Origin of the sequence: Acidithiobacillus caldus ATCC 51756, assembly GCF_000175575.2 — a bacterium.
Lineage (GTDB): Bacteria > Pseudomonadota > Gammaproteobacteria > Acidithiobacillales > Acidithiobacillaceae > Acidithiobacillus_A > Acidithiobacillus_A caldus.
The window spans coordinates 2,333,065-2,359,926 of sequence record NZ_CP005986.1; the positions used below are offsets into that span (position 1 = coordinate 2,333,065).

Consider the following 26,862-nt stretch of genomic DNA (forward strand, 5'->3'; position numbering starts at 1 on the left):
ATCCATGCGCAAACGCATCATTTTTCCCATAGTTGCCCATCTCACGCTCCTCGGCGTCCTGTCCGGCTGCGCCAGCGACGGTGCCAAGGACAGTCTGAAGGAGTCCAGCCATTTGTCGGCGGCGGCCATGTATCGGCCAGCCAAGGCAGCGCAGGATCGGGGCGACTATAGTTCGGCGGTGCGCCTCTACGAGGAGCTGGAGACCCGCTATCCCTACGGCCCCTATGCCGAGCAGGCGCAGCTCAACACGGCCTACTGCTACTACAAGCAGGGGGACTCCGAGGCCGCCGCCGCGGCAGCGGAGCGCTTCATCAAGCTGCACCCCGTCAATCCCTTCGTGGATTATGCCTGGTACCTCAAGGGGATCGCCTACTATCAGGCCATCCAGGGTGCGCAATGGAATCCCAAGCCCCTGGAGGAATCTTTCGCCACCCTCGAAACCCTGGTCAAACGCTGGCCCAACAGCGCCTATGCCGCCGACGCGCGCCTGCGCATGGAAAAGATCATCGATATCCTCGGCCAACGCGAACTGGACATCTGCAAGTTCTATTACATCCGCCACGCCTACGTGGCCGCTGCCAACCGCTGTAACGACGTCGTCACCCGCTACCAGCTGAGTCCGGCCCGGGAAGAGGCGCTCTACTACCTGAGCCTGTCCTACCGCCACATGAACCTGGATGGCCTGGCCAAGACCACGGCGGGCGTGCTCAAGGCCAACTATCCGCAGAGCAAGTACCTCAAGGAACTACCCTGAGGGAAATGGGTGTCCGGGTACTCAGACCGCCTCGTCGCCTTCCTCACCGGTACGGATTCGGATGACCCGCTCCACGGGATAGACAAAGATCTTGCCGTCGCCTATCTTGCCGGTGCGAGCGGCCTCCTGGATGGCGTCGACGGCCCGCTCCGCGAGATCGTCGGGCAGCACCACCTCGATCTTCACCTTGGGCAGGAAATCCACCACGTATTCGGCGCCGCGATACAGCTCCGTGTGCCCCTTCTGGCGGCCAAAGCCCTTGACCTCCGTAACCGTCATGCCGGCAATGCCCAGCTCCTGCAAGGCCTCGCGAACGTCGTCGAGCTTGAACGGCTTGATGATGGCTTCGATCTTTTTCATGGTGACTCCTCCGTGGCACAGTGTGGGGCCCAGGGCCTAAATCCATTGGTTATGGGATAGCGCCTATCCTTGCCGAAGGAAAGCCGGCTGATGCGCACTCCCGGCGCACCCTGACGACGCTTGTACTCCGCCATCTGCACGAGGCGCAGGACGCGCTCCACCGTCGCCGGCGCATGGCCTGCCGCGACGATTTCGGCGAGACTCCGATCCTCTTCCACATAGGCGGTGATGATGGCGTCCAGTTCCGGATAGGGCGGCAGGCTGTCCTGATCCGTTTGTCCCGGTGCCAATTCGGCGGTGGGGGCACGGGTAAGCACCCGCTCCGGAATGGCCGGGCCGCGCCCATTGCGATACCGCGCCAGGGCATAGATCAGGGTCTTTGGGCAGTCCTTGATGAGGGCAAAGCCGCCAGCCATATCGCCGTACAGCGTAGAATAACCCACCGCTGTCTCACTCTTGTTGCCGGTGGTCAGCAGCAGCGGTCCGAACTTGTTGGAAAAGGCCATGAGCAAGGCCGCCCGGATGCGGGCCTGAAGATTCTCCTCCGTGGTGTCGGCAGCGCGCCCGGCAAAGGTCTCCCGCAAGCTGTTCTGGTACTCGGCAAAGAGCCCGTGGATGGGCAGCAGGTGACTGCGTACTCCCAGGGTCGCCGCCTCGGCCCGGGCATCTTCGATGCTCATGTCCGCCGTGTAGGGTGAGGGCATGATGAGGGCATCGACCCGCTCCGGTCCCAGGGCATCGGCGGCGATGGCCAAGGTCAGGGCACTGTCCACTCCTCCGGAAAGTCCCAAGACGACGCCGGGGAAACCGTTTTTTTCCACATAATCGCGCAGGCCGAGCATGAGGGCGCCATAGACCTCGGCCAGATCCTCCAGAGGCGCCGCAGTCACCCCACCGCGCACCACGACCGAGCCGGTGCTGCTGCGCTCCAGATCCAGGAGCAACAGGTCCTCGGAAAACTGGGGCGCCCGTCCACATATCCGGCCCTCGGCATCCACGGCGAAGGAACCACCGTCGAAGACCAGTTCGTCCTGACCGCCCACGGCATTGGCGTACACCAGGGGCAATCGGGCGTGGCGGGCCCGCCGTACCAAAAGCTCCTCGCGCTCGCGCTGCTTGCCGCGGTGGTAGGGCGAGGCGTTGAGCACCACCACGACTTCCGCACCCAGTGCCTGGCACGCCGTGAGGGCGTCCTCATCGCACCAGATGTCCTCGCAGATCAGCACGCCCACCAGGACGCCACCCAGGGGGAGGACGACCGCCTGCTGTCCGGCCCGAAAGTAGCGTAGCTCATCGAATACCCGGTAGTTGGGCAGGCAGTGCTTGTGGTAGCTGGCCACGATCCGCCCCTCCTGGACGAGGCTCGCGGCATTGAACAGTGCGCCGCCATGCCGCTGCGGGTGACCCACCAGCAGCGGCAGCGGAGTACGCCGGGCAAGATCCTCCAACCCCGTAGCGCAGCAGTCCAAGAAGTCGTCGCGCAACAAAAGATCCTCGGGCGGGTACCCGCACAGGGCAAGCTCGGGCGTGATCAGTAACTCCGCGCCGGCCTCCCGTGCCGCACCCGCCTCACGCAGCAGGCGACGCACGTTGCCTGCCACATCTCCAACCCACAGATTGCACTGCGCGATGGCGATGCGCACGCTAGCGCCCCAGGATCTCGGCGGCTTTCTGCCCCATCTGGGCGGGCGAGTCGACGCAGTGAACTCCGGCCTCTGCCAGCACCGCGTATTTCTCCGCCGCCGAGCCGCTGCCACCATCGATGATGGCACCGGCATGGCCCATGCGCTTGCCTTTGGGCGCCGTCGCCCCGGCAATGAAGGCTACCACCGGTTTGCGCATGTGTGCGCGGATGAACGCGGCGGCATCCTCCTCCAGACGACCACCGATCTCGCCCACCATGAGGACGATCTCCGTCTGCGGATCCTCCTCGAAGAGCGCCAGGACATCGACGAAGTTCATACCGATGAGGGGATCGCCGCCGATACCGACACAAGTGCTCTGCCCAAGGCCCAGGCGCGTGGTCTGCTCCACGGCCTCGTAGGTGAGCGTCCCCGAGCGCGAGACGATGCCCACCCGCCCGGGACGGTGGATGGCACCGGGCATGATGCCGATCTTCGACGCTCCCGGCGTGATGATCCCAGGGCAATTGGGTCCGATGAGGCGGGCGTTGCTGCCCGCCAGGTAATGGCGCACCGCCAGCATGTCGTGGATGGGGATTCCCTCGGTAATGCAGACGATGAGTTCGATGCCGGCAGCGGCGGCCTCGACGATGGCATCGGCGGCAAAGGGCGAAGGCACGTAGATGACGCTGGCCGTGGCGCCCGTGGCAGCGACGGCGTCGGCAACGGTATCGAAAACCGGCAGGCCCAGATGTTCGCTGCCGCCCTTGCCCGGCGTCACCCCGCCCACCATGCGCGTGCCGTAGGCCATGGCCTGCTGGGAGTGGAAGCTGCCCTGCTTGCCGGTAAAACCCTGGCACAAGACGGCGGTGTCGCGGTGGAGGAGGATACTCATGGCAGATGGGTCCAAAGCAAGATAACGAAAACCAGGGTCAGCAACTGCCCCAGTACCAGAATGATCAGGTAGGGATTGCGCCGTCGTGGTCCCAGACGAGCCAATTCCTGGCGCAGCGCCTGGATCTCCTGACGCAGGGTCTCCACCTCTTCGGCTTGGGCGAGGCCGCGGAGCCGCTCATCGAGGATCTGATCGAGGATGACGGCCGTCTCCGCCAGGGTCTCGGCAGTCTTCTTGTCCGCACCCCGTTTCACATAGGCATCGGCCAGGCGGGTGATCAATGGTCCAGACTGGCGCAGGAGTGGCCAGAGCCGCTGCAACCAGAGAACGTTGATGCCCACGTCAGCCGGCGGCGGCCGCCACCGCCTTGGCCGCTGCGTCGTCCAGTCCCTCGGCGGTGATGAGGGCCAGGCCACTCTCGCGCAAGAGGGCAAGTCCCTCTTCGCGATTGGTGCCCTCCAGGCGCACCACCACCGGCAGGTGGATACCCACCTCCCGGGCCGCCTGCAGAATACCCTGGGCCAGAAGATCGCAGCGGGTGATTCCGCCGAAGATATTGACGAGGATAGCGCGCACCCGCTGATCCGAGAGGATGAGCTTGAAGGCCTGGGTAACCTTGTCCGCCGCCGCTCCACCGCCCACGTCCAGGAAATTGGCGGGCTCACCACCGTGCAGCTTGATGAGATCCATGGTCGCCATGGCCAACCCCGCGCCATTGACCATGCAACCAATGTTGCCACCCAACGAGATGTAATTGAGGCCGAACTGACGTGCTGTGATCTCGCGCCCATCCTGCTGCGTGGAATCGAAGAGCTCATCGGACTCGGGATGCCGATAGAGGGCGTTGTCGTCCATGCTGATCTTGGCATCGAGAGCGAGGAGCCGACCTTCGGCCGTCAAGGCCAGGGGATTGATTTCGATCATGAGCGCGTCCAGCTGCGGCGCCAGGCGGGCCATGGCCTGCATGGTACGGACCAGTTGCTGGACCGCGGCGGGTTCGAGGCCCCAGGCAAAACCCAGCTGCCGCCCTTGATAGGGCAGAAAACCCACGCGCGGATCGATGGTGATGGAAGCAATGGCCTGGGGCTGCTCCCGGGCAAGCTCCTCGATCTCCACTCCGCCCCGGTCCGAGGCCACGAAACGCATGCGGGCGCTGGCTCGATCCACCACCAAGGCCAGATAGAACTCGCGCAGGAGGACACTGGGCTCCTCGATGAGCAGTGCTGCCACGTGCTGACCTTCCGGTCCGGTCTGTGCCGTCACCAGCGGTTTTCCCAGAAGCGCCTGGGCCGCCTGCTCCACGGCGGCGATGCTGTCCACCACCCGCACACCGCCGGCCTTGCCGCGGCCGCCAGCGTGGACCTGGGCCTTGACCACCCAGCGTGGCCCACCCAACTCACGCGCCTGATTGATGGCTTCCTTCAGGGAAAAGGCGGGGATCCCCCGGGGCACGGTCACCCCGGCCTCTGCCAGCAGACGCTTGGCCTGGTATTCGTGCAGATTCACCGTCAGGCCTCCACCCGCCGACACAGGGCAGCGGTGAATTCGGCGGTGGACAAGGCGGGCACATCGCCGCGCAGGGCCGCCAGATCCGCCGTCACTTCACCGGCGCCGATGGTCGCTTCCATGGCCGCAAGAATGCGCTCGGCTGCCTCCGGCCAGCCGATGTGCTCCAGCAGCATGACCGCCGAGAGGATCAAGGAGCTGGGGTTGGCCCGCCCAAGCCCGGCGATGTCCGGCGCAGTGCCGTGGGTGGCCTCAAAGATGGCGTGGCTGTCGGAAAGGTTGGCCCCCGGCGCCATGCCGATACCGCCCACCTCCGCCGCCAGGGCGTCGGAGAGGTAGTCGCCGTTGAGGTTGAGGGTGGCCACCACCGAGTACAGTTCCGGGCGCAGGAGGATCTGCTGCAGAAAATTGTCGGCGATGACGTCCTTGACGATGAGCTTGCCCGCTGCCACGGCCGCTTTTTCCGCTGCCTCGGCCGCCGCCTTGCCTTCGCTCTTGGCGAGGGCCGTCTTCTGCCGCCAGGTGAACACCTGCTCGCCGAACTCCCGCTCCGCCAGGGCATAGCCCCAGTCGCGGAAGCCGCCCTCCGTGAACTTCATGATGTTGCCCTTGTGCACCAGGGTCACGGAAGGCTTGCCCTGCGCCAAGGCATAGGCGATGGCGCGACGGATGAGGCGCTCCGAACCCTCCCGGGAAACGGGCTTGATTCCGATGGCAGAACTTTCCGGAAAGCGGATCTTCCGCACCCCCATCTCCTCGCGCAGGAAGGCGATGAGGCGGCGGGCTTCCGGACTCTCTGCGGGCCACTCGATGCCCGCATAGATGTCCTCGGAATTTTCCCGAAAGATGACCATGTCGACCTTTTCCGGCTCCCGCAGGGGGCTTGGCGTACCGCGGAAATAGCGCACCGGTCGCTGGCACACGTAGAGGTCCAGTTCCTGGCGCAGGGCCACGTTGAGGCTACGCATGCCGGTACCGACGGGGGTCTCCAGGGGCCCTTTGATGGCGACGTGGTGTTCGCGGATGGCGGCCAGAGTGGCCTCCGGCAGGATCTGATCGGCGCCGAGCTCGGCCACGGCTTTCTGCCCCGCCAGGAGTTCCCTCCAGACGATGGCTCGCGCGCCACCGTAGGCCTTGGCCACCGCCGCATCCACCACCCGACGCATGGCCGGGGTGACATCCACGCCGATACCGTCCCCTTCGATGAAAGGGATGATGGGCCGATCCGGCACCTCCAGGCGTCCCGCCGCCCAGCGGATGAGGCTACCGCCACTCACGCGCTTTTCTCCAACATCTGGCTAGCCCAGCTCAGGGCACCACCGCTGCGGATGAGTTCAAGATCGCGCTCGCTGCCGAGCTGCGGCAGTACCGCAAACTCGAGCCCCCGACTGCGGTCCTGCACCGTCAGGGTCTGTCCCAGGGCAAGCCCGCGGATATCGAGACTCAGCGTATCGCCGACCTGAACCTTCTCGTAATCCTCCGGGTGCACGAAGGTCAAGGGCAGAATGCCGAAGTTGATGAGGTTGGCGAGGTGGATGCGGGCAAAGGACTGCACCAGCACGGCGCGAACGCCCAGGTAGCGCGGCGCCAGGGCGGCGTGCTCCCGACTGGACCCCTGCCCGTAGTTCTGGCCGGCGACGATGAAACCGCCGCCCAGGCGCTTGGCCCGCTCGGCAAAGTCGGCATCCACGGCGTGGAAAACGAACTGGGAAATGGCCGGCAGATTGGAACGCAGCGGCAGCACCTTGGCGCCGGCGGGCATAATGTGGTCGGTGGTGACGTCGTCCCCCAGCCGGATGAGCACGGGACCCTCGATCCGCTCTGGCGGCGGACTGCCCTCGGGCAGAGGGGCGATATTGGGTCCGCGCAGGATCTCGACCTTGGCCCCATCGGCAGCGGGCGGGACGATCATGCGGTCGTCCACCAGGAACTGGCCCGGCAGAGGTACGGAGATGGCGGGCATGCCCAGATCGCGCGGATCCGTGATGACACCCGTCAGGGCACAGGCGGCACAGGTTTCGGGGCTCGCCAGATAGACCGCCGCATCCTTGGTGCCGGAACGCCCCTGGAAATTACGGTTGAAGGAGCGTACCGAAACACCACCGCTGGGCGGCGCAAAACCCATGCCGATGCACGGACCGCAGGCCGACTCCAGGATGCGGGCACCGGCGGCGATGAACTTGAGCAGGCCACCGTCCCGGGTGACCATCTCCATCACCTGCCGCGAACCTGGGGAGATGCCAAGACTCACCCCCTCTGCCACCACCCGACCGTCCAGCATGGTGGCCACGGTCATGAGGTCGGTGTAGGAGGAATTGGTGCAGGAACCGATGGCCACCTGGGCCACGGGCGTGCCTGCCACCTCGCGCACGGTCTTGACGTTGTCGGGGCTGTGCGGACAGGCAATGAGGGGCTCCAGGGCATCCAGATCGATTTCCAGGATCTCGTCGTAACTCGCCCCGTCGTCGGGCAAGAGCTCTACCCAATCCGATTCCCGACCCTGGGCGGCCAGATACTCCCGGGTTACCGCATCGCTGGGGAAGATACTGGTGGTAGCACCCAACTCCGCCCCCATGTTGGTGATGGTGGACCGGGCCGGCACATTGAGACTGGCCACCCCCGGACCGAAGTACTCGAAGACCTTCCCCACCCCGCCCTTGACGGTCTTGCGCCGCAGCACCTCGAGGATGATGTCCTTGGCACTCACGAAAGGCTGCAGGCGGCCGCTGAGACGCACCCCAACCACCGCCGGCATCTTCAGATTGAAGGGCAGCCCGCCCATGGCCAGGGCAATATCGAGGCCGCCAGCGCCAATGGCCAGCATACCGGCACCACCAGAGGTCGGCGTGTGCGAGTCGGAGCCGAGCAAGGTCTTGCCCGGGCGGGAAAAGCGCTCCAGATGCACCTGGTGACAGATACCATTGCCCGGACGGGAAAAATGGATGCCGTACTTGGCCGCGAAACTCTGCAGGAAGCGATGATCGTCGGCATTCTCGAAGCCCGACTGGAGCATGTTGTGATCCACATAGGACACCGACAGCTCCGTCCGCACCCTGGGCAGTTTCAGGGCCTCGAACTGCAGATAGGCCATGGTCCCCGTGGCATCCTGGGTCAGGGTCTGATCGATGCGCAGGGCAATGGGGCTTCCCGGTTCCAGACTACCGCGCACGAGGTGGGCAGCGATGATCTTCTGGGTGACGTTCCGGGGCATGGGCAGACTCCTGTGGGTGGCCAGAGGTGTGAACGGCGATTTTAGTCCGAGCCTCCACATCATCGCAAAATCCCGCCGGCGGCGCCACGTGCGGGGCTTCGTGACAGGCTGCGCCGCTTTGGTTACACTCAGGGCCAAAATATGTCTGCCAGATCGCGGGCTACGCGTCTGGCCTGTGGAAGGAGCGTCCATGTCCCGCACGATGTCGGTCAACCCCCTTTGGCTGTTTCAGATTTTCCCCTGGTTGCGCTGGTGGCCGCGGGTGGGCAGGGATTCCTTGCGTGCCGATCTCATCGCCGGCCTGACAGGGGCGATCATCGTCCTGCCCCAGGGCGTGGCCTTTGCCGTCATCGCCGGCCTGCCGCCGGAATATGGGCTCTACACGGCCATGGTCCCGGCCGTCATCGCCGCCCTCTTCGGCTCTTCCTGGCATCTCGTATCGGGCCCTACCACCGCCATCTCCATCGTCGTCTTCGGTGCGCTCAGCGTGATGGCCGAGCCGGGTACCGCGCACTACATCGAACTGGCCCTGACCCTGACCTTTCTCACGGGTCTGTTTCAACTGGCCATGGGGGTGGCGCGCCTGGGGGCGGTGGTGAACTTCATCTCCCACACCGTCGTCGTCGGATTCACGGCCGGCGCGGCCATCCTCATCGCCAGTAGTCAGATCAAAAACTTCTTTGGCGTCGACCTTCCCCGCGGAGCGGGCTTTGCTGAAACCATCTGGACCTTCGCGCACCGACTGCAAGAGATCAATCCCTACGTGCTCGCCGTGGCCATGGTCACCTTGCTCACCGGCATCCTCATCCGCCGCTACGCGCCGCGTGTGCCCTACATGATTGCGGCCATGCTGGCGGGCAGCCTGGTGGCCTTCCTCCTCAATCATTTTCTGGGCGACAGCCGCACCGGCATCCGCCTGCTGGGAGCGCTGCCGGCACGGTTACCGCCCCTGTCCCTGCCCGATTTCGACCCCAAAGCCCTCAGTCAGCTGGCGCCGGCAGCGCTCGCCGTGGCCATGCTTGGTCTCACGGAGGCCGTCTCCATCGCCAGGGCCGTGGCCGCACGGGCTGAGCAGCGCATCGACGGCAACCAGGAATTCATCGGACAGGGGCTGTCCAACGTCGTCGGCAGTTTCTTCTCCGCTTACGCCTCCAGCGGCTCCTTCAACCGCTCGGGCCTCAATTACGAGGCGGGGGCGCGTACACCGCTGGCGGCGGTCTTCGCGTCCGTTGCGCTGGGCGCCATCCTCCTGCTGGTGGCCCCGCTCATGGCCTTCCTACCCATCGCCTCCATGGCCGCCGTGCTCTTTCTCGTGGCCTATGGACTCATCGATTTTCACCACATCCGCGGAATCCTGCGGGCGAGCAAACGCGAGACGGCCATTTTGCTCACCACCTTTCTGTCGACCCTCTTCGTTCAGTTGGAATTCGCCATCTATCTGGGCGTCATGCTGTCCCTCATCTTCTATCTGCTGCGCACCTCCAAACCCAACGTCGCTTCGGTGACGCCAGATCCCGAGAGCCCCTATCGCCCCCTGGTGGCGCGGCTGGATTTGCCGCAATGCCCACAGGTGCTGATGGTGCGCATCGACGGTTCCTTGTTCTTTGGGGCCGTGAATCACGTCGAACAGCGCCTGGGCGAGTTGGCGCAGCAATTTCCCGAGCGCCGCGTCTTGGTCATCAACGGTCGCAGCATCAATTTCGTCGACATTGCCGGTGCCGAGACCCTGGTGCAGGAAGCCCGGCGTTGGCGCCGTCGTGGCGGGGATCTCTACATCTATGGTCTGAAGCCCGCCGCCATGGCCATTCTCGAGCGTGGACACTTCCTCGATGAGCTGGGTCGAGACCGGGTGCTGAACAACCGCGATGAGGTCATCCGCCGCCTCTACCCGGATCTCGACCCGGAGATCTGCGCCCGCTGCACGGCACGGATCTTTACCGAATGTCGGCAGGGCGAGAGCAAGGTGCATCGCCTCACCAGCGCCGGGACCTAGGTTCTCATTCGGTCCAGGCGAGGGCCCGGCGCAGGCGCGCGAGGCTCTCTTCCCTGCCCAGGATCGCAAGGGTCTGATCCAGGGGCGGCGACACGGCGCAGCCGGCGACGGCGACGCGCAGTGGCTGGGCGATCTTGCCGAGCTTGCCTTCGGATTCTGCAGCGGCAAGGGACTGCAGGGCATCGTGGAGGCTCGTGGCGTCCCAGCTGGGGAGTTCGCCCAAAAGTGCCGCGGCCTTCTGCAAGAGCTCGGCGCGCCCACGCAGGTGCTTGTCCCGGTCGGCTGTCACCGCCTCGGTGGGCGCGCGATAGAAAAACAACGCGCCACGCGCCATCTCCACCAGGGTCTTGGCCCGCTCGCGCAAAGCCAGCACCACCGCTTCCAGATCCGGCCCCGCCTGCAGACAGGCCGCATCGATGCCTTCGCGCAGCAGGTATGGCCGCAAACGCTCGGCGAGCTCCGCAGCAGTCAGGGCCTGAATGTGCTGGGCGTTGAGCCAGAGCAACTTTTCCGGATTGAAGGCAGAGGCCGCCCGATGCACCTCCTCGATACGGAAAAGATCGATCATCTCGGCGATGCTGAACACCTCCTGGTCGCCGTGGGCCCAGCCCAGACGCAGCAGGAAATTGAGCAGGGCCTCGGGCAGATAGCCCTCTTCACGGTACTCCAGCACGCTGACGGCGCCATGACGCTTGGATAACTTCTGCTTGTCCGGCCCAAGGATCATGGGCACGTGGGCGTAGACCGGCGGCGTCGCGCCCAGGGCCTGCAGGATCTGCATCTGCCGCGGCGTGTTGTTGAGGTGGTCATCACCACGGATGACGTGGGTGATGCCCATATCCCAATCGTCCACTACCACACAAAAATTGTAGGTGGGTGTGCCATCGGCGCGGGCGATGATGAGGTCGTCCAGCTCGGCGTTCTGAAAGCGCACCGTACCGTGGATGAGATCCTCTACCACGGTTTCGCCACGGTCGGGACTGCGAAAGCGCACGACTGGCTGTACGCCCGGCCGCGGCTCGTGGCGTGTGCGGCAACGACCGTCGTAGCGCGGTTTCTCCTTCCGCGCGCGCTGCTCCTCGCGCATCGCTTCCAGCTCTTCTTTGCTGCAGTAGCAGTAATAGGCGCTGCCTGCCGCCAGCATCTGCGCCAACACCTCGCGGTAGCGATCCATGCGCTGTGTCTGGTAAAAGGGCCCGGCGTCCCAGTGCAGACCCAACCACTCCATACCCTCGAGAATGGCCGCCGTGGCTTCGGGTGTGGAGCGCTCGAGGTCGGTATCCTCGATGCGCAGCACGAAGCGCCCCTTCAGCCTGCGTGCGTGGAGCCAGGAATAAAGGGCCGTGCGAACGCCACCGATGTGCAGATAACCGGTGGGACTCGGAGCAAAACGCGTACAGACCGTCATGCGTCCTCCTGTAGTCTAAAAACGCAAGCATAACAGCATGTGCCCAGTGCCCGTAAGCGTCCAGAACCGGATTGACGCGAGCAACGTCTTGCGCCTACTATCGAAGGGCGATAAGTCCTCTTAAGGGTCCCCTGTCTTAATTTATATTTCGTCCAGACTTGCCCCAGTTCGGGGAGCAGGTCAGGCCTGTCTGGAAGGAGTCACATGAGAAGACGCTTAATCGTTATTGCGACGGCTTTGGCGTTAGCTGGTAGTCCTATGGCCTGGGCGGCACCTCAAGACATAGGTCTGCACACTACCGAGCCGTCTCAGGGTCTCAGCGCGGCGCTGCAACAGCTGTCCCAGGATGCCGATCCCGGAGCAGCCGGGCCGCAGAATCTGAACCTCACGACGGCGACGGATCCCTCGTTCCAGGGAGGCGACGCCGCCACCACATCCGGCAACGGGTTTGGGTCCGCTACGGGCGGTGGCGGTCTCATGGCTGCGGTGGAGTCCCTGCGTTCCAGTGACCCACTCCTGGAAAAATCCGACGACGGTCGGGTGTGGACGACCATCGTACAGGGTTTTCGTATCAGCAAGGTGTCGCGCAGCGAGGTGGATCAGTGGCGCAGTTGGTTCTTGCAGCATCAGGGCAAACTCGAGCAGATCCTGAACAACTCGCGCCCCTTTCTCTACTATGTGGCCACCGCCGTGGCACAGCGGGGCATGCCCATGGAACTGGCGCTCTTGCCCGCCATCGAGAGTGGCTACAACCCCAAGGCCTTTTCCCCGGCGGCGGCCGCGGGCCTATGGCAGTTCGTGCCGGGAACGGCGCGCAACTTTGGCCTGCAGAATACCCGCTGGGGCGATCCGCGTCTGAGTCTGACGGCCTCTACCAATGCGGCGCTCGATTATCTCTCCTACCTCTACAACTACTTCGGCGGCAACTGGCTGTTGGCCATCGCGGCCTATAACGCCGGACAGGGTACGGTATCGGCGGCCATCCAGCGCAACGTCGCCGCCGGCAAGCCCACGGACTTCTGGAGCCTCAACCTGCCTCAGGAAACCGAAAACTACGTGGCGGAACTGCTCGGGCTCGCCCAGGTCATCGAGAACGCCAAGGCCTACCACGTTCGTTTGCCGGCCATCCCCAACCAGGCGCACATAGCGGTGGTCAACACACCCAAGAGCGTGGCACTCGATGTGGCGGCCAAGCTCATGGACATGCCCGTGAGCGAGCTGCAGCACCTCAATGCCGGCTTGAGCTACGGTGTCGCCCCTGCCGATTATCCGCTGGTGGTACCCAAGAACAAGGCGACGCAGTTCAAGGAAGCGTTATTGACCCTGCCCGAGGCCGCCCCGGCGCCACAACCGGCACCCGTACAGGCTCCGGCGCCCGCCCCGCACTTGCGCTATGTCGCCGTTCGGCCAGGGGACACCCTGTCGGCCCTGGCGCAACGCTACGGGGTTCAGGTCGCCCAGTTGCAGCGCTGGAATCACATTGCCTCGGCGCGCGCCCTACGCGTCGGTCAGCGCCTGGTCGTCTACGGCGGCTCTGTGGCGGTTCCCCAGAGTGCCGGTGGTACCGTGACCGTTCGCCCAGGCGAGAGCCTGTGGCAGATCGCCCAGCGCACCGGAGTGAGTGTGACGGCCTTGGCGCGAGCCAATGGTCTGAGCCAAGCCAGCATGCTGCATCCGGGGCAGGTGTTGCAACTGCCCGGTGGTAGCGCTCCGGCTCAGGCCACCCCCGCCGTCTACACGGCACGTGCCGGGAGCATCACCGTCCGCCCCGGCGAAAGCCTCTGGCAGATCGCCCAGCGCGCCGGTCTCAGTGTCACCGCCCTGGAGCGTGCCAATGGTCTCAACGGTTCCAGCATGTTGCATCCAGGCCAGGTGCTGCGTCTGCCGGTAGCGGATACGGAAGTAGCGGCCATCAGTTCGGCACAGGAACGGGCGGCTACCAGGCCGCATCCCACCACCTATGTGGTGCGTCCCGGGGACAGCGTCTGGCAGATCGCCCAGCGCTTTCACGTCTCGCCCAAGGCGGTGATTCAGTGGAACCGCCTGGCCTCGGCCCAGGACATTCGTCCCGGGACGCATCTCACCATCTACACGCGTTGATTGCAGGAGCAGGATCCATCATGGGTTTTCTCGAGGGGAAAAAGGCTTTGGTGGTGGGTGTGGCCAATGAGCGCTCCATCTGTTGGGGTATCGCCCAGGCCATGGCTCGCCAAGGTGCCGAAGTCTGGTTGAGCTACCAGGGCGAGCGTACCAAAAGTCGCGTCGAGGAGTTGGCGGCGCAGATCCATGCCCCCGCACCCATGCCCCTGGATCTCCTTGCCGCGGACCAACTGGCCCAGGCCGTGGACGTCATCCGCGAGCGCTGGGGCGGTCTCGACATCGGCATCCACGGCGCCGCCTTCGCGCCCAAGCAGGAACTGTCGGGCAACTACGCCGATGTCACCACCCTCGAGGGCTTTCGTATCGCCCACGAGGTGTCCTCCTACAGTTTCACGGCCATGGCCCAGGCTCTGCGTCCCTTGATGCAGGGGCGACGAGGGGCGTTGCTGGCGCTGAGCTACCTTGGAGCCGAGCGGGCCATGGCCAATTACAACGTCATGGGACTCGCCAAGGCCAGTCTGGAAGCCGGTGTGCGCTATCTGGCCCACGCCCTGGGCCCGGAAGACATCCGCGTCAACGCCGTCTCTGCCGGCCCCATTCGTACCCTTGCCGCCAGCGGCATCAGCGATTTCCGCAGTATCCTGGATCACTACGCCGAACATGCACCACTGCGCCGCAATGTGAGCCAGGAAGAGGTGGGCAATGTCGCCGCCTTTCTCTGTTCCGATCTTGCCTCGGGTATCACCGGCGAAATCACCTACGTGGACGCGGGCTACAATATCGTTGGTTTCTAGCGCGAGCTGCGGGCCAGCATGCACCGGGCAGCGGGCGGGGCCCACGGGCAGATAAACCCCTAGCTGCGCAGTTTTTCCACTTCCGCGAGCATCTTGCCGAAACTCTCATCGAAGGCTGCAAGACCCTGAGTCTGCAGGGTCTGCGCCACGTCCCCATCCATGTCGATACCCAGCTCTGCCAGGGTGTCGAGGGTGGCCTGGGCTTCCTCGAGACCGCCTTCCAGCTGCGCCTGTAGGCGCCCGTGGTCGCGGAGCTTTTCCAGCGTATCGTCGGGCAGGGTGTTGATGGTCTCCGGCCCCAGAAGCGGTTCTACGTAGAGCAGGTCGGAGTAGGCCGGATTCTTGGTGCTGGTGCTGGCCCAGAGGAGATACTGCGGTCGCCCCCCGAGACCGGCAAGGCGGGCGAAGCTGTCACCGTGAAAGGTCTCGCGATAGATGCCGTAGGCCACCTTGGCCATGGCCACGGCCGTCTTACCGCGCAGAGCCATGGCCTGCGCCGTGCCCATCTGGGTCAGGCGCTCATCCACCAGGGTATCGACACGGGACAGAAACAGACTGGCCACCGCCTTGACCTTGGTGGGATCGCCGCCCTTGTCGATCCACTGCGCAAGGCCCGCGCAGTAGGCATCGAAGACGGCGCGGACGTGCGCCAGCCCAAACATCAACGTGACATTCACGGAGATACCGCGCCCTATGAGGGTGGTGAGGGCGCGGATCCCGGCGGGCGTGGCCGGCACCTTGATGAGGAGGTTGTCGCGCTGGACGATTTCGCGCAGACGTTGGGCCTCGGCAACCGTGGCTGCCTCGTCTTCGGCCAGGCGCGGCGATTCTTCCCAACTCACCCAGCCATCGTCGCCGTGGCTCTCCCGATGGATGGGGGCGAGCAGATCACAGGCCATCTGCAGATCGGTTTTTACCAGCTGCTCATACAGGTGCTCGGCAGAGTCTGCCTGGATCGTGCGCGCATCCTCGCGGTAGTAGGGGCTGGTGTGGATAGCCTTCTGGAAGATGCTGGGATTGGAGGTGACCCCACTGACACCCATTTCCGCGATGTAGCGGGCGAGTATACCGTCGTGGATCAGGGTGCGGGACAGGTTGTCCAGCCACAGACTTTGCCCCAGCTCTCTGCGCACGCGTCTCAGATCGTTGCTCATGGTGTACTCCCGATGGCCTCACTGCCTAGAGTGTAGTCGCTGTCCGCCAAACTTGCAGGGGTGTGGGTAGCGGACTAGACTCATCGTATCTGTTCATCCGAATAAAAGGAGGGGTGGACCATGCATTGGACAAAAAACATGCTTCCCGTGGAACGCTGGTTGCGTCTGTATTTTGGCTTGATCCTCATCGCCATCTATTTCATAACGCCCTTTCCCTACAAGCAGTGGACCTGGTCCGGGCTGCTGCTGATCCTTACCGCCATCACCGGCTACTGCCCCATCTACGTCATGCTGCGGAAGGACCCATCCGCCGGGACGGACTCCAAGGACTCCTGACGCAACCCCCCAAACCACCGGGTCAGCCCCTTGCCTCGCCCTCGACAAGCGCAGACGGGGGCTTTACCCTTGACCTTTTCGGGGGAGGCTTCATGGACGGAACACAGGTCGTTTTGCACACCAACCACGGCGACATCACCATTGCCCTGGCGGCGGATGAAGCGCCGCAGACGGTGGCCAACTTTTTGCGCTATGTGGACGACGGTTTTTTTGACGAAACCATTTTCCATCGTGTTATCCCGGGCTTCATGATCCAGGGCGGGGGCTTTACCGCGGACATGATCCAGAAGCGCACCCACGAGCCCATTCGCAACGAGGCCGACAATGGGCTCAAGAACGCCCGTGGCACGCTGGCCATGGCACGCACCAGCGATCCCCACTCGGCCACGGCCCAATTCTTCATCAACCTCACGGACAACGAGTTCCTGGACTTCAAGTCCGCCTCGGGCAACGGCTGGGGATATGCGGTCTTTGGTCGGGTCGTGGACGGCATGGACGTGGTGGATGCCATTGCCAAGGTCGCCACGGGCAATCGCGGCATGCATCAGGACGTTCCCAAGGAAAGCGTGATCATCACCAAGGCCGAACGGGTAAACGCCTGAGACCATGCCGCCTCGCCTCGAAGGTGCATGGACGGAGCAGCCGCTCTTTTTCGTCTCCGACCTGCACCTCAGTGGAACAGCGCCGGGGCGCACACAAACCTTCCTCCACTTTTGTGCCAGTCTGGCGCGGGGCACAGGGGCACTGTTCGTCCTCGGTGATCTCTTCGACTACTGGATCCATTGGCGGCAACTCGAGGAATCGCCCGCTACGGAGGTCCTCCCTGCGCTGGCCGAACTCACTCGGCGCGGTATCCGGGTCTACTGCATGCCGGGGAATCGCGACTTTGCCCTCACCGCCTCCGTGTTGGAACGCTTCGGTATAGAGGCACTGGCCGACCCCAGCATCCTGCTGGTGGCGCGGGAGGCGGTGCTCCTCACCCACGGCGATCTGCTCTGCACCGACGATGCTGCCTACCTGCGCTTTCGCCGCGTCATCCGCAACCCGCTGCTGCTGGGCTTCCTGCGCGCTCTCCCTTACCCCGTGCTGCAGGGCCTCGCGCGCGGGCTGCGCCGGCGCAGCCGACGCGCGGTGGCGCAAAAGGATCTGCGTGTCACCGATGCCAGTGCGGAAGGTCTGCGCCAGGCCTTTCTTGGGCAGGGCCCTTTTGCAGCCGCCGAGGCACCCTTCACCCGCCTCATCCACGGCCACACCCATCGCCCAGGCCAGCAAGACCTGCCGGGTCTTGGCCGACGTCTGGTCCTGGGCGACTGGCGCGACGACGGGGCCTGCCTGGTCCGCCACGATCACCTGGGCTGGCATCTATGGCATTTTCCAACGGGTGTGGACTGTACCGACAGCAGTGCCCCGTGATTTCCCCAACGCCCTCGGTCCTCCTGTACAGGACCGATGCCGCCCCTTATCATTGGCCCCTTGTTTGGAAAGATTGCGGTCATGACTCTCATCGTTCAGAAATATGGCGGCACCTCCGTCGGCAGTGTCGAGCGCATCCAGGCCGTGGCAGAACGGGTTCTGGCCAGCCACCGAGCTGGTCAGCAGGTGGTGGTCGTGGTCTCGGCCATGTCCGGAGAGACCGATCGCCTGCTCCAACTCGCCCGCGCCATGGATTCCCGACCGAGCCCGCGGGAGCTGGATACCCTTCTCAGCACCGGCGAACAGGTAACCATTGCCCTCCTCAGCATGGCCCTGCAGGCGCGGGGGCAGGCGGCCATCTCCTTCACGGGCGGGCAGGTACCCATCACCACCGACTCCGCCCACAACAAGGCACGCATCGAGCACATAGAGGCCAGCCGCATCCGCAACGCGCTGGCGTCGGGGGCAGTGGTCATCGTCGCCGGCTTTCAGGGAGTCGATGGCCAGGGCAACATCACGACCCTGGGGCGAGGCGGCTCGGACACCACCGCCGTCGCCCTGGCCGCTGCACTCCGGGCAGATGAGTGTCAGATCTATACCGATGTCGACGGTATCTACACCACCGACCCCCGGGTGGAGCCCAGGGCACGACGGCTGGATCGCATCACCTTCGAGGAGATGCTGGAAATGGCGAGCCTCGGTGCCAAGGTGCTACAGACGCGCTCCGTCGAATTCGCCATGAATTATCGGGTACCGGTTCGGGTGCTCTCGTCGTTCACGGACGGGCCCGGTACCTTGGTCACCGAAGAGGAAAATGCCATGGAAGCTCCCCGCGTATCAGGAATCGCCTTTTCCCGTAACGAGGCCAAGGTCACCGTGAGCGGCGTGCCCGATCGCCCGGGTATCGCCCACGCCATCCTCGGACCCATATCGGCCGCCAACATCAATGTGGACGTGATCCTCCAGAACGTATCCGCCGCTGGACGCACCGACTTTACCTTTACGGTGGAGCGCGGCGATTTTGACCGCACTATGGAGATCCTGCGAGGAGTCGCCGAGCAATTGCAGGCGGAGGGCGTGCGCGGCGACACGGGCATCGCCAAGGTGTCGGCGGTGGGCGTAGGGATGCGCTCCCACGCCGGAATCGCCGCCTCGATGTTTGCGGCCCTGAGCAAGGAGAACATCAACATCCAGATGATCTCCACGTCCGAGATCAAGATTTCGGTGGTCATCGACGAAAAATATCTGGAACTTGCGGTGCGCACCCTGCACGAGGCCTTTGGCCTGGAGCGCGGAGACACGCCATGACCCTCATGGCCACCTACGCGCGCCTGCCCGTCGCTTTTGTCCGCGGTGAAGGGGTCTGGTTGTACGACAGCGACGGCCGGGCGTACCTCGACGCCCTGGCGGGCATCGCCGTCTGTGGCCTGGGTCACGCCCATCCGGCGGTGACCCGCGCCATCCAGGAACAGGCCGGCCACCTGATCCACACCTCCAATCTCTATCGGGTGCCCTTGCAAGAGGCCTTGGGCGAGCGCCTCTGCCGTCTCAGCGGCCTGGACGCCGCCTTCTTTTGCAATAGTGGTGCCGAGGCCAACGAAGCAGCCATCAAACTGGCCCGCCTCTACGGCCATCAACGTGGGGTTGCCGAACCCAAGATTCTGGTCTTCAGCCAGGCTTTCCACGGGCGGACGCTGGCCGCGTTGACGGCCACCGGTAATTTCCGCATCCAGGAGGGTTTCGGACCGCTGGTATCCGGTTTCGTGCGCGTACCCTACGGAGATCTCGCGGCCGCGCGCGCGGCCTTGGCGGCGGACCCCGCCATTGTCGCGGTGCTCGCAGAGCCCATTCAGGGAGAAGGCGGTGTGCGCCCGGCACCGGCGGGCTTTCTGCGCGGATTACGCACCCTGTGCGATGAACACGCCGCCCTGCTCATGTTCGACGAGGTGCAGACGGGCATCGGACGCAGCGGCAAATTTCTGGCCTATCAGCACGAGGAAGGCCTCCTGCCCGATGTCTTGAGTCTAGCCAAAGGCCTCGGCAACGGCGTTCCCATCGGCGCGCTCCTCGCCCGGGCGCCGGTGGCTGCCCTCTTTGGTCCGGGCAAGCACGGCACCACCTTCGGCGGCGGTCCGCTGGTCTGCGCCGCTGCCCTGGCGGTACTCGAGACCATGGAGGCGGAAGATATCCCCACCCAGGCAGCGCAGCAGGGACAACGACTGCGTGAGCACCTGCAGCGCAGGCTCGGCGGGCATCCGCTGGTGGAGGAAATCCGCGGTCTGGGCCTGATGCTGGGCGTCGTCCTGCGGCGCAAGCCCGAACGCCTCGTGGAGAGGGCCCTGGATGCCGGACTCCTCATCAACGTGACGGCGGAGCGGGTGATTCGTTTGCTCCCCCCCTTGATCATCCGTGAGGTGGAGATCGCCCTCCTCACGGATATACTGAGCACTCTGCTGGAGGACGAGTCGTGACCACCCCACGCCATTTTCTCCGTCTGCAGGATCTGAGCCGGGCCGAATTGACCGCACTGCTGCACCGTGCGGCGGAGCTCAAGCGCCAGACCCGGGCGGGCGAGGTCCACGCCCCGCTGCGGGGCAAGACCCTGGCCATGATCTTCGAGAAATCCTCGACTCGCACCCGGGTATCCTTCGAGGTGGGCATGGCGCAGTTGGGCGGTCACGCCCTTTTTCTCTCGCCGCGGGATACCCAGCTGGGTCGCGGTGAGAGCATCGAGGACACGGCGCGCGTCCTGTCGCGGATGGTGGATCTGGTCATGATCCGGACTTTCGGCCACGACAATCTCCTGCGCTTTGCCGCGGCCAGCCGCGTGCCCGTCATCAATGGCCTGTCCGACGATCACCACCCCTGCCAGCTGCTCGCCGATCTGCTCACGGCGCAGGAGCTTTGGGGTGACCTGCGCGGTCGGCGGATCGCTTTCATCGGCGATGGCAGCAACAACATGGCGCGCTCCTGGATGGAGGCAGCGGATCTGCTGGACTTTGAACTGCGCATCGGAGCCCCACGGGCCTTCTGGCCGAGCGCGGAGCTGCGTGCGGCCCACGCCGGGCACAGCCACTTTTTCGACAGCGCCGCGGCAGCAGCCGAAGGCGCCGGAATGCTGGTGACGGACGTCTGGACCAGTATGGGACAGGAAGCGGAACAGGCTGCGCGCAAGGCCACCTTCGGTCCTTTCCAGGTCAATGCCGAGCTCATGGCCAAGGCGGCACCGGGCGCCGTATTCATGCACTGTCTGCCGGCCCACCGCGGTGAAGAAGTGACGGCCGAGGTCCTCGAAGGACCACGCTCCCTGGTCTGGGACGAGGCCGAAAACCGGCTCCACGCACAAAAGGCACTCATGGAATTTCTCTCCGGTCACGGACCCGTGGCGGAGCTGGACGGGCAAGGATAAGGAGCCAAGGCATGGTCAAGAGAGTCGTACTCGCCTATTCCGGAGGTCTGGATACCTCGGTCATCCTCAAATGGCTGCAGGATCAGTATCAGTGCGAGGTGGTGACCTTCACTGCCGACATCGGCCAGGGTGAGGAACTGGAGCCAGCACGACGCAAGGCGGAGCAGCTGGGTGCGCGCGAGGTGTTCATCGACGACCTGCGCCAGGAGTTCGTGCGCGACTACGTCTTCCCGATGTTTCGGGCCAACACGGTGTACGAGGGCGAGTATCTCCTGGGTACCTCCATCGCCCGCCCCCTCATCGCCAAACGCATGGTGGAAATTGCCGCCGAGGTGGGTGCCGATGCCGTGGCCCACGGTGCCACGGGTAAGGGTAACGATCAGGTGCGTTTCGAGATTGGCGCCTACGCCCTCAACCCGGATATCCGCGTGATCGCTCCCTGGCGGGAGTGGGATCTCAACTCCCGGGAGAAGCTCCTGGCCTATGCCGAGGCGCACCAGATCCCCATCGAGCGCCACGGCAACAAGTCGCCCTACTCCATGGACGCCAATCTCCTGCACATTTCCTATGAAGGCGGTATCCTGGAAGACCCTTGGGCAGAACCAGAAGAGAGCATGTGGCGCTGGACCACCGCACCGGAAAAAGCCCCGGATCAGCCCCGTTATATCGACATCCAGTTTGCGCACGGCGATCCCGTGGCCATCGATGGCGAGGCCCTGCCTCCGGCAGCCCTGCTGGCCCACCTCAACACCCTGGGCGGCGAGCACGGTATCGGGCGCCTGGACATCGTCGAGAATCGCTACGTTGGCATGAAGTCCCGCGGCTGCTACGAGACCCCAGGGGGGAGCATCCTGCTCAAGGCCCATCGTGCGCTGGAGTCCATTACCCTGGATCGGGAAGTGGCCCATCTCAAGGACGAACTCATGCCGCGCTACGCCTCCATCGTCTACAACGGCTACTGGTGGAGCCCGGAGCGGCGCGCCCTGCAAACGCTCATCGATCAGACCCAGCGTTTGGTGACGGGTGTGGTGCGCCTGAAACTCTACAAAGGCAACTGCACGGTGGTGGGTCGCCGCTCCGAGGAGAGTCTCTTCGATCCGCGCATCGCCACCTTCGAGGACGATGCCGGCGCCTATCGGCAGCAGGACGCCGAGGGGTTCATCAAACTCAACGCCCTGCGTCTACGCATCGAAAAACGCTTGCAGGGCTGATGCCGCCGTTGGAAGGTTCCACCCGCCCCACCTCCCCCCTTGCACTGCCTGAGGCTCGCGTCTAGCCTTAGGCAGCGGGTTTCCCTTCCACGGCAGAATCCTCAGTAGCTGCGGGCCTCGGTAGCTGCGGGCTGCCCCACATCCAGGAGACACTCCCATGCGCATACTGCACACCATGATCCGCGTCGGTCATCTCGAACGTTCCCTGGCCTTTTACACGGAAGTCCTCGGCATGCGCCTGTTGCGCCAGAAGGACTATCCCGAGGGGCGCTTCACCCTGGCTTTCGTCGGCTACCAGGATGAGTCCGAGGGCGCCGTCATCGAGCTCACCTACAACTGGGATCGCGACCACTACGATCTGGGTGATGCCTTCGGTCACATCGCCATCGCCGTGGATGACGCGGCCGCTGCCTGCGACGCCATCCGCGCGCGCGGCGGCAAGGTGGTGCGGGAAGCCGGTCCCATGAAGCACGGCAAGACCGTCATCGCCTTTGTCGAGGACCCTGACGGCTACCGCATCGAACTGATCCAGCGCGCCTGACCCTCGTCAGCGCGGCGCAGGCTCCCCGCCGAGGATTGCGCCGCTATCCCGAGCGAACGGGCGATGGTCGTGGCGACCATACGGCTCTGCGTGGCTGGGTCACGTCTGCTCGCCAGGGCTTTCCTCACGCCACAGAGCCTTGCCCCCAAGACCGCGCAGATAGGCTTCGTGTGCCGCGAGCTCCGCGGCGTCGGCGCGCCTGAGCCGCAAAGGACGTCGGCGATCCGCTGCCTGCGCGTGGGCCTGGAATGGCGCGCCCGCCTGACCCTCCTCCGCTACGCTGGGGCCCTGCGCTTCACGATCTGCCGCCAGGCGCATTCCCAGCTGGCCACCGCTCATGCGCAGATAGACTTCGGCCAGGATCTCGCAGTCCAGGAGCGCTCCATGCTGCTGACGTCGGCTGTTGTCGACACCGTAGCGGCGACAGAGCGCGTCCAGATCGTTCTTCTGGCCTGGGTGCCGACGCCTGGCTTCCACCAGGGTATCGCGCACGGGATTTTGCAGTGCCGGACGTCCCACACGCTCCAGTTCGGCATTGAGAAAGGCGAGATCGAAGGGGGCGTTATGGATGATCAGCTCAGCATCCCCGAGGAAGGCCAGAAAGTCCTCGACGATGTCGGCAAAGTCGGGCTGGTCCGCGAGAAAGTCATCGCGGATGCCGTGCACACGCAAGGCTTCCGGGTCGCTGCTACGCCCTGGATTGAGATACTGCTGATAGCGCCCCTCGGTAATCTCCCGGTCCACGAGTTCCACGGCACCGATCTCGATGACCCGATGCCCTTGGCGCGGATCGATACCCGTGGTTTCCGTATCGAGAACGACCTGTCTCACAGCCAACCCTCCCCTTCGCGGACCTCGGTTTCCGTCCCAAAACGATCCAGAACCCGGTTGATGAGCGCGTCCACGGCCTCGTTCTCGGGGTGTCCCGCGTGTCCCCGTACCCACTGCCAGTGCAGTTCGTGGCCAGCGGCGGCCTCCTGCAGCGCCTGCCACAGATCCCGATTCTTGACCGCTGCCCCGGCGGCGCTGCGCCAGCCGCGCCGCAGCCAGCCCGGCAGCCACTGGGTCATGCCGTCCACAAGATAGCGCGAATCCGTGACGATCTGCACCCTGCTTGGACGCCGCAAGACCTGCAGACCGCGCAACACCGCCGTCATCTCCATGCGATTGTTGGTCGTCTCCGGCACATAGCCCCACAGTACCCGCTCGCGTCCGGCAGCGCGCAGGCACACGCCCCAGGCTCCTCTGCCCGGATTGCCACGGCAGGCGCCGTCGCTGAAGAGTTCCACCTGGGCCAGCGCCTCAGGCATCGTCGTCCCGTAATCGCTGGGCCGCCGGCGCCTGCGCCCGCAGTTTGCGCCGGCGCCGCTGGCGAAAGGCCGGTTCCACGAGGCCAACCAAGGGCTGTTCGGCATCTCGCCGCTGCGCCAGAAGCATGTAGGCATTGGCCCCCGCCGGCCACCATCGGTCTCCCACGAGCTCCAGCCACTGGGCATTGCGCCCAAGGCCAGGTAGGGTGTACTGAAAATATCGTCCTTCACGGATCATCAGATCTTCCTGGTCGAGCAGCCGGCGCAATTGCCCCAGGGACAGGAAGGGTCGCCGCCAAGGCCAGCTGCGATCGCGGCGCCAGACGTGCCAGCGGCGGAGCATCCCCAGACTTCCGCTCGGGTTGAAGTCCAGCACCAGCACGTGTCCCTCGGGCCGCAGCACGCGCCGACATTCCGCCAAAACGGCTGCCGGATCGCTCACCCGGCTGAGACAGAAGGGCAGGATCACCAGATCGAAGCGCATGGCGGCGAAGGGTAGGTTCTCGCAATTTCCCAGAGTCTGCAGGTAGGCCGTGTTGACGCAGACGGAGCCCTCATTGAGCAGCACCCAGATGGCTTTACTCTCGGGTGGCTTCGACCAGAGCAAGGGCTGTCCCACTTGCAGGACGGTCTCCGGTCGTAATTTTTCCAACCAGGCTGGAACGAAACTCGCCGCCCGCTCCAGCAGGAGTCGGCCAGTGCGTCCACTCCACCACAGGGTCGTACGGCGCAGCGGGATCGATCTGCGCCCGCGGGGTCTAGGCATGGGCGCCGTCCTGTGTTGAGATCATGGACGGCATCTTACCCTGCAGCAAAGGCACTGCCCAGACATGTCCCTGACCCTCATCCCGGCATTTCGCGACAATTATATCTATCTGCTCACCCTGCCGCAGGAATCCGCAGTCTGGATCGTCGATCCCGGCGCTGCCGCACCCGTATCCGCCGAGTTGTCCCGCCGTGGTCTGCGTCCCAGCGCCATTCTGTGTACCCATCACCACGCCGACCACATTGGCGGCGTAGCGGAGCTGGCCACCGCCTACGGCTGTCCCGTGTACGGCCCCGGCAATAGCACCATTCCCGCACGCACCAACCCCCTTCGCGAGGGGACCGCCCACGTCGATGGGCGTGAGATCCGGGTGCTGGAGGTGCCGGGACACACACTCGATCATCTCGCCTTTTACTGGGAGGACCTGCTTTTCTGTGGCGACACCCTGTTTGCCGGAGGCTGTGGCCGGATCTTCGAGGGCGACGCCGCCATGCTCTTTGCCAGTCTGCAGAAGCTCGCGCGGTTGCCCGATAGCACCCGGGTCTGCTGCGCGCACGAGTATACCCTCGCCAATCTGCGCTTTGCCGCTGTGGTGGAGCCCGACAACCGCATTCTCGGCGAACGGCTGGAGCGCGTCCGTCGGCAGCGGGAGGCGGGACAGCCCAGCCTGCCCTCTACCCTGGGCGAGGAGCGGCAAAGCAATCCCTTCCTGCGCTGCCACCTCCCCTCGGTTCAGCACGCGGTGCGCGCCGTCTATCCGGAGACGGCGGCGGAACCCGTCGCCATCTTCGCTGCCTTACGGCGCTGGAAGGATGGCTTCCGCGGCTGAGCTGTGCTCGGCTGGCACGACCACTCCAATTGTCGCTGCCACCGAGCGAAGGCCGTTTGCAGTTGCTCCTGGCGAATCTGCGCGAGGGCATCCAGACTCTCGGCCTCATCGAGACAACGGCCCAGATACAGGGCCTGTCGTGTCAAGCGAGCCATACGAATCTCCAGATCCCCCTGCCCCAGGAGCCACTGTACCCGCAGGCTGTGCCGCGCCCACTGGAACTCTTCCGGCGTGGGTCCGGCATCCTGCAGTTCGCGCAGGATCCGGTGTACCTCGCGGCGGGTGACGCCCCATGCGCCGGGCGGAACCGCGCAGTAGATGCTCCACTCTCCCGTATCGCTCAGGGCCTCCACCTGCGAGTATACCTGATAGGCAAGCCCAAGCCGGTCCCGCAGATTCCGGAAGAGGCGCGATGCGCTGCCGCCACCGAGGATGAGATTGGCCAGGAGTTCAGGTAGATGCTCGGGAGCTGCAAAGGGGGCCGCTTCCGTCAGCCACAGCGCATGGACCTGCTGCGCCTCGGGGCGCCGGCTCACCCCTCGGGCGTAGCTGGGCTGAGGCGGGATGGTCGGCAAGGAACGGCGTGGCGGCAAGCTTTCGAGAGGCTTGGCCCAGGCGCGCAAGGTATCGTGGCTTATGGCGCCCACCGCGGTGACGACGATGGGGGCGTTGGCCAGCATGGCCGCATGATACTGCCGCAGGCGTGCGGCGCTGGCCCGACGAATGGCGGTAGCACGACCCAGCACGGGCCAGGCCAAAGGCGAGTCCGACCAGAATCGGGTGATGGCCCGCTCACTCAGCCAGTCCTCCAGATCTTCGGCAACCATGGCCGCTTCCTGCGCCACAACGCCGCGCTCGGCGACGAGATCCCGAGCCGTCCATTGCGGATGCAGTAACATATCGCACAGCAGAGTGAAGGCCTTCTGCCCATCCTCGGCCAACACCGTGCCGTGCAGAACGGTGCTCTCCCGGTCCGTAAAGGCGTTTATGCCCCCGCCGAGGAGCTCTATCCGCCGATTGATCTCCTCGCCGGTGAAGCTTTGGCTGCCCTTGAAGAACATGTGCTCCAGGAGGTGGGCAAAGCCGTTCTCGGCCCGCCGCTGATGCCGACTGCCCTGAGCGATGGTGATGGACAAGGCCACCTGCTGGCGCGCCGGCAGCGTCTCGCTAACCAGGATGATCCCGTTGTCCAGGACGGAGCGCGTGGCCTGGGCGGCCGTGACAGCAGGAGTCATCGCGGCAAACCGTCG

The 26,862-nt window shown here is 64.8% G+C and carries 26 protein-coding genes; 13 read left to right on the top strand and 13 right to left on the bottom strand.

Annotated elements, in window-relative coordinates:
- The first annotated feature begins 4 nt into the window (after positions 1-4).
- Positions 5-754 (top strand): outer membrane protein assembly factor BamD, encoded by a 750-nt coding sequence (locus tag ACAty_RS11370; RefSeq protein ID WP_004868710.1) that lies wholly within the window; start codon positions 5-7, stop codon positions 752-754.
- Positions 755-775: 21 nt separating this feature from the next.
- Here the strand turns inward: ACAty_RS11370 and ACAty_RS11375 are convergent, their stop codons facing one another.
- Genes ACAty_RS11375 through ACAty_RS11405 form a run of 7 tightly spaced genes read right to left on the bottom strand, consistent with a single transcriptional unit; the run spans position 776 to position 8,348 of the window.
- Positions 776-1,114, bottom strand: a complete 339-nt coding sequence (locus tag ACAty_RS11375) for a P-II family nitrogen regulator (RefSeq protein ID WP_004868712.1) — start codon at positions 1,112-1,114, stop codon at positions 776-778.
- Positions 1,111-2,757 carry an NAD+ synthase gene (locus tag ACAty_RS11380; RefSeq protein ID WP_004868714.1) on the bottom strand — a complete coding sequence of 549 codons (1,647 nt, stop codon included), beginning with the start codon at positions 2,755-2,757 and terminating at the stop codon, positions 1,111-1,113. The genes ACAty_RS11375 and ACAty_RS11380 overlap by 4 nt, the downstream gene beginning before the upstream one ends.
- 1 nt (position 2,758) lies before the next feature.
- Positions 2,759-3,631: a succinate--CoA ligase subunit alpha gene (gene sucD, locus ACAty_RS11385; RefSeq protein ID WP_004868716.1), complete on the bottom strand. Its 873-nt coding sequence runs from the start codon at positions 3,629-3,631 to the stop codon at positions 2,759-2,761.
- Positions 3,628-3,972 carry a hypothetical protein gene (locus tag ACAty_RS11390; protein ID WP_004868718.1) on the bottom strand — a complete coding sequence of 115 codons (345 nt, stop codon included), beginning with the start codon at positions 3,970-3,972 and terminating at the stop codon, positions 3,628-3,630. Before ACAty_RS11390 ends, sucD begins: the two co-directional genes overlap by 4 nt.
- A gap of 1 nt (position 3,973) precedes the next feature.
- Positions 3,974-5,137, bottom strand: coding sequence for an ADP-forming succinate--CoA ligase subunit beta (gene sucC / locus ACAty_RS11395; RefSeq protein WP_004868719.1), 1,164 nt, complete (start codon positions 5,135-5,137; stop codon positions 3,974-3,976).
- Positions 5,138-5,139: 2 nt separating this feature from the next.
- A complete protein-coding gene (icd, locus tag ACAty_RS11400; protein WP_004868721.1) occupies positions 5,140-6,414 on the bottom strand; it encodes an NADP-dependent isocitrate dehydrogenase in 1,275 nt (424 codons plus the stop codon).
- On the bottom strand, positions 6,411-8,348 hold the full coding sequence (locus tag ACAty_RS11405; RefSeq protein WP_004868722.1) for an aconitate hydratase: 1,938 nt from the start codon (positions 8,346-8,348) through the stop codon (positions 6,411-6,413). The genes icd and ACAty_RS11405 overlap by 4 nt, the downstream gene beginning before the upstream one ends.
- Before the next feature lie 190 nt (positions 8,349-8,538).
- Between ACAty_RS11405 and ACAty_RS11410 the strand changes: the two genes are divergently transcribed.
- Positions 8,539-10,341 (top strand): SulP family inorganic anion transporter, encoded by a 1,803-nt coding sequence (locus ACAty_RS11410; protein WP_004868723.1) that lies wholly within the window; start codon positions 8,539-8,541, stop codon positions 10,339-10,341.
- A 4-nt stretch (positions 10,342-10,345) separates the two neighbouring features.
- Here ACAty_RS11410 and gltX read toward each other — a convergent pair whose 3' ends face one another.
- Entirely contained in the window at positions 10,346-11,749 is a 1,404-nt protein-coding gene (gene gltX / locus ACAty_RS11415) for a glutamate--tRNA ligase (RefSeq protein ID WP_004868726.1), read from the bottom strand.
- A gap of 204 nt (positions 11,750-11,953) precedes the next feature.
- Here gltX and ACAty_RS11420 point away from each other — a divergent pair, with 204 nt between their 5' ends.
- On the top strand, positions 11,954-13,849 hold the full coding sequence (locus ACAty_RS11420; protein WP_004868729.1) for a LysM peptidoglycan-binding domain-containing protein: 1,896 nt from the start codon (positions 11,954-11,956) through the stop codon (positions 13,847-13,849).
- Between the two features lie 20 nt (positions 13,850-13,869).
- Positions 13,870-14,643 (top strand): enoyl-ACP reductase FabI, encoded by a 774-nt coding sequence (locus ACAty_RS11425; protein ID WP_004868730.1) that lies wholly within the window; start codon positions 13,870-13,872, stop codon positions 14,641-14,643.
- Between the two features lie 59 nt (positions 14,644-14,702).
- Here the strand turns inward: ACAty_RS11425 and tal are convergent, their stop codons facing one another.
- A complete protein-coding gene (gene tal / locus ACAty_RS11430; RefSeq protein ID WP_004868732.1) occupies positions 14,703-15,797 on the bottom strand; it encodes a transaldolase in 1,095 nt (364 codons plus the stop codon).
- Positions 15,798-15,917: 120 nt separating this feature from the next.
- Between tal and ACAty_RS11435 the strand changes: the two genes are divergently transcribed.
- The 8 genes from ACAty_RS11435 to gloA all read left to right on the top strand — a co-directional run bounded on the left by ACAty_RS11435 (position 15,918) and on the right by gloA (position 22,707).
- A complete protein-coding gene (locus tag ACAty_RS11435; protein WP_004868735.1) occupies positions 15,918-16,133 on the top strand; it encodes a YgaP family membrane protein in 216 nt (71 codons plus the stop codon).
- Positions 16,134-16,225: 92 nt separating this feature from the next.
- Complete coding sequence (locus ACAty_RS11440; protein ID WP_004868738.1) at positions 16,226-16,735, top strand: peptidylprolyl isomerase; 510 nt, start codon at positions 16,226-16,228, stop codon at positions 16,733-16,735.
- Positions 16,736-16,739: 4 nt separating this feature from the next.
- A complete protein-coding gene (locus ACAty_RS11445; RefSeq protein ID WP_004868741.1) occupies positions 16,740-17,546 on the top strand; it encodes a UDP-2,3-diacylglucosamine diphosphatase in 807 nt (268 codons plus the stop codon).
- A gap of 81 nt (positions 17,547-17,627) precedes the next feature.
- Positions 17,628-18,854 (top strand): aspartate kinase, encoded by a 1,227-nt coding sequence (locus tag ACAty_RS11450; RefSeq protein WP_014003433.1) that lies wholly within the window; start codon positions 17,628-17,630, stop codon positions 18,852-18,854.
- Complete coding sequence (locus ACAty_RS11455) at positions 18,851-20,017, top strand: aspartate aminotransferase family protein (RefSeq protein WP_004868744.1); 1,167 nt, start codon at positions 18,851-18,853, stop codon at positions 20,015-20,017. Before ACAty_RS11450 ends, ACAty_RS11455 begins: the two co-directional genes overlap by 4 nt.
- Entirely contained in the window at positions 20,014-20,955 is a 942-nt protein-coding gene (gene argF, locus ACAty_RS11460) for an ornithine carbamoyltransferase (RefSeq protein ID WP_004868745.1), read from the top strand. Before ACAty_RS11455 ends, argF begins: the two co-directional genes overlap by 4 nt.
- 11 nt (positions 20,956-20,966) lie before the next feature.
- Positions 20,967-22,166 carry an argininosuccinate synthase gene (locus ACAty_RS11465; RefSeq protein WP_004868747.1) on the top strand — a complete coding sequence of 400 codons (1,200 nt, stop codon included), beginning with the start codon at positions 20,967-20,969 and terminating at the stop codon, positions 22,164-22,166.
- Between the two features lie 157 nt (positions 22,167-22,323).
- On the top strand, positions 22,324-22,707 hold the full coding sequence (gene gloA, locus ACAty_RS11470) for a lactoylglutathione lyase (protein ID WP_004868749.1): 384 nt from the start codon (positions 22,324-22,326) through the stop codon (positions 22,705-22,707).
- 99 nt (positions 22,708-22,806) lie between these two features.
- On the opposite strand, the gene dnaQ is transcribed toward gloA, so the two are convergent.
- The 3 genes from dnaQ to ACAty_RS11485 are packed head-to-tail and all read right to left on the bottom strand — an operon-like array spanning position 22,807 to position 24,783.
- Complete coding sequence (gene dnaQ, locus ACAty_RS11475) at positions 22,807-23,538, bottom strand: DNA polymerase III subunit epsilon (protein WP_004868750.1); 732 nt, start codon at positions 23,536-23,538, stop codon at positions 22,807-22,809.
- Complete coding sequence (gene rnhA, locus ACAty_RS11480) at positions 23,535-24,017, bottom strand: ribonuclease HI (RefSeq protein WP_004868752.1); 483 nt, start codon at positions 24,015-24,017, stop codon at positions 23,535-23,537. The genes dnaQ and rnhA overlap by 4 nt, the downstream gene beginning before the upstream one ends.
- The gene (locus tag ACAty_RS11485; RefSeq protein ID WP_014003437.1) at positions 24,010-24,783 is read right to left on the bottom strand and encodes a methyltransferase domain-containing protein; all 774 of its coding nucleotides are present in this window, start codon (positions 24,781-24,783) and stop codon (positions 24,010-24,012) included. The genes rnhA and ACAty_RS11485 overlap by 8 nt, the downstream gene beginning before the upstream one ends.
- Before the next feature lie 64 nt (positions 24,784-24,847).
- On the opposite strand from ACAty_RS11485, the gene gloB reads away from it, so the two are divergent.
- Complete coding sequence (gloB, locus tag ACAty_RS11490; protein ID WP_004868758.1) at positions 24,848-25,612, top strand: hydroxyacylglutathione hydrolase; 765 nt, start codon at positions 24,848-24,850, stop codon at positions 25,610-25,612.
- Here gloB and ACAty_RS11495 read toward each other — a convergent pair.
- Positions 25,537-26,847: a M16 family metallopeptidase gene (locus tag ACAty_RS11495; protein WP_004868759.1), complete on the bottom strand. Its 1,311-nt coding sequence runs from the start codon at positions 26,845-26,847 to the stop codon at positions 25,537-25,539. The two genes, gloB and ACAty_RS11495, sit on opposite strands and share 76 nt — an antisense overlap.
- Between the last annotated feature and the right edge of the window lie 15 nt (positions 26,848-26,862).

What these genes read in the sequence shown, in the direction of transcription:
- ACAty_RS11370 (WP_004868710.1), top strand. Translation starts at nt 5, where the DNA reads ATGCGCAAACGCATCATTTTTCCCATAGTTGCCCATCTCACGCTCCTC.
- ACAty_RS11375 (WP_004868712.1), bottom strand. Translation starts at nt 1,114, where the DNA reads ATGAAAAAGATCGAAGCCATCATCAAGCCGTTCAAGCTCGACGACGTT.
- sucD (WP_004868716.1), bottom strand. Translation starts at nt 3,631, where the DNA reads ATGAGTATCCTCCTCCACCGCGACACCGCCGTCTTGTGCCAGGGTTTT.
- ACAty_RS11405 (WP_004868722.1), bottom strand. Translation starts at nt 8,348, where the DNA reads ATGCCCCGGAACGTCACCCAGAAGATCATCGCTGCCCACCTCGTGCGC.
- ACAty_RS11410 (WP_004868723.1), top strand. Translation starts at nt 8,539, where the DNA reads ATGTCCCGCACGATGTCGGTCAACCCCCTTTGGCTGTTTCAGATTTTC.
- gltX (WP_004868726.1), bottom strand. Translation starts at nt 11,749, where the DNA reads ATGACGGTCTGTACGCGTTTTGCTCCGAGTCCCACCGGTTATCTGCAC.
- ACAty_RS11420 (WP_004868729.1), top strand. Translation starts at nt 11,954, where the DNA reads ATGAGAAGACGCTTAATCGTTATTGCGACGGCTTTGGCGTTAGCTGGT.
- ACAty_RS11425 (WP_004868730.1), top strand. Translation starts at nt 13,870, where the DNA reads ATGGGTTTTCTCGAGGGGAAAAAGGCTTTGGTGGTGGGTGTGGCCAAT.
- tal (WP_004868732.1), bottom strand. Translation starts at nt 15,797, where the DNA reads ATGAGCAACGATCTGAGACGCGTGCGCAGAGAGCTGGGGCAAAGTCTG.
- ACAty_RS11435 (WP_004868735.1), top strand. Translation starts at nt 15,918, where the DNA reads ATGCATTGGACAAAAAACATGCTTCCCGTGGAACGCTGGTTGCGTCTG.
- ACAty_RS11440 (WP_004868738.1), top strand. Translation starts at nt 16,226, where the DNA reads ATGGACGGAACACAGGTCGTTTTGCACACCAACCACGGCGACATCACC.
- ACAty_RS11445 (WP_004868741.1), top strand. Translation starts at nt 16,740, where the DNA reads ATGCCGCCTCGCCTCGAAGGTGCATGGACGGAGCAGCCGCTCTTTTTC.
- ACAty_RS11450 (WP_014003433.1), top strand. Translation starts at nt 17,628, where the DNA reads ATGACTCTCATCGTTCAGAAATATGGCGGCACCTCCGTCGGCAGTGTC.
- ACAty_RS11455 (WP_004868744.1), top strand. Translation starts at nt 18,851, where the DNA reads ATGACCCTCATGGCCACCTACGCGCGCCTGCCCGTCGCTTTTGTCCGC.
- ACAty_RS11465 (WP_004868747.1), top strand. Translation starts at nt 20,967, where the DNA reads ATGGTCAAGAGAGTCGTACTCGCCTATTCCGGAGGTCTGGATACCTCG.
- gloA (WP_004868749.1), top strand. Translation starts at nt 22,324, where the DNA reads ATGCGCATACTGCACACCATGATCCGCGTCGGTCATCTCGAACGTTCC.
- rnhA (WP_004868752.1), bottom strand. Translation starts at nt 24,017, where the DNA reads ATGCCTGAGGCGCTGGCCCAGGTGGAACTCTTCAGCGACGGCGCCTGC.
- ACAty_RS11485 (WP_014003437.1), bottom strand. Translation starts at nt 24,783, where the DNA reads ATGCCTAGACCCCGCGGGCGCAGATCGATCCCGCTGCGCCGTACGACC.
- gloB (WP_004868758.1), top strand. Translation starts at nt 24,848, where the DNA reads ATGTCCCTGACCCTCATCCCGGCATTTCGCGACAATTATATCTATCTG.
- ACAty_RS11495 (WP_004868759.1), bottom strand. Translation starts at nt 26,847, where the DNA reads ATGACTCCTGCTGTCACGGCCGCCCAGGCCACGCGCTCCGTCCTGGAC.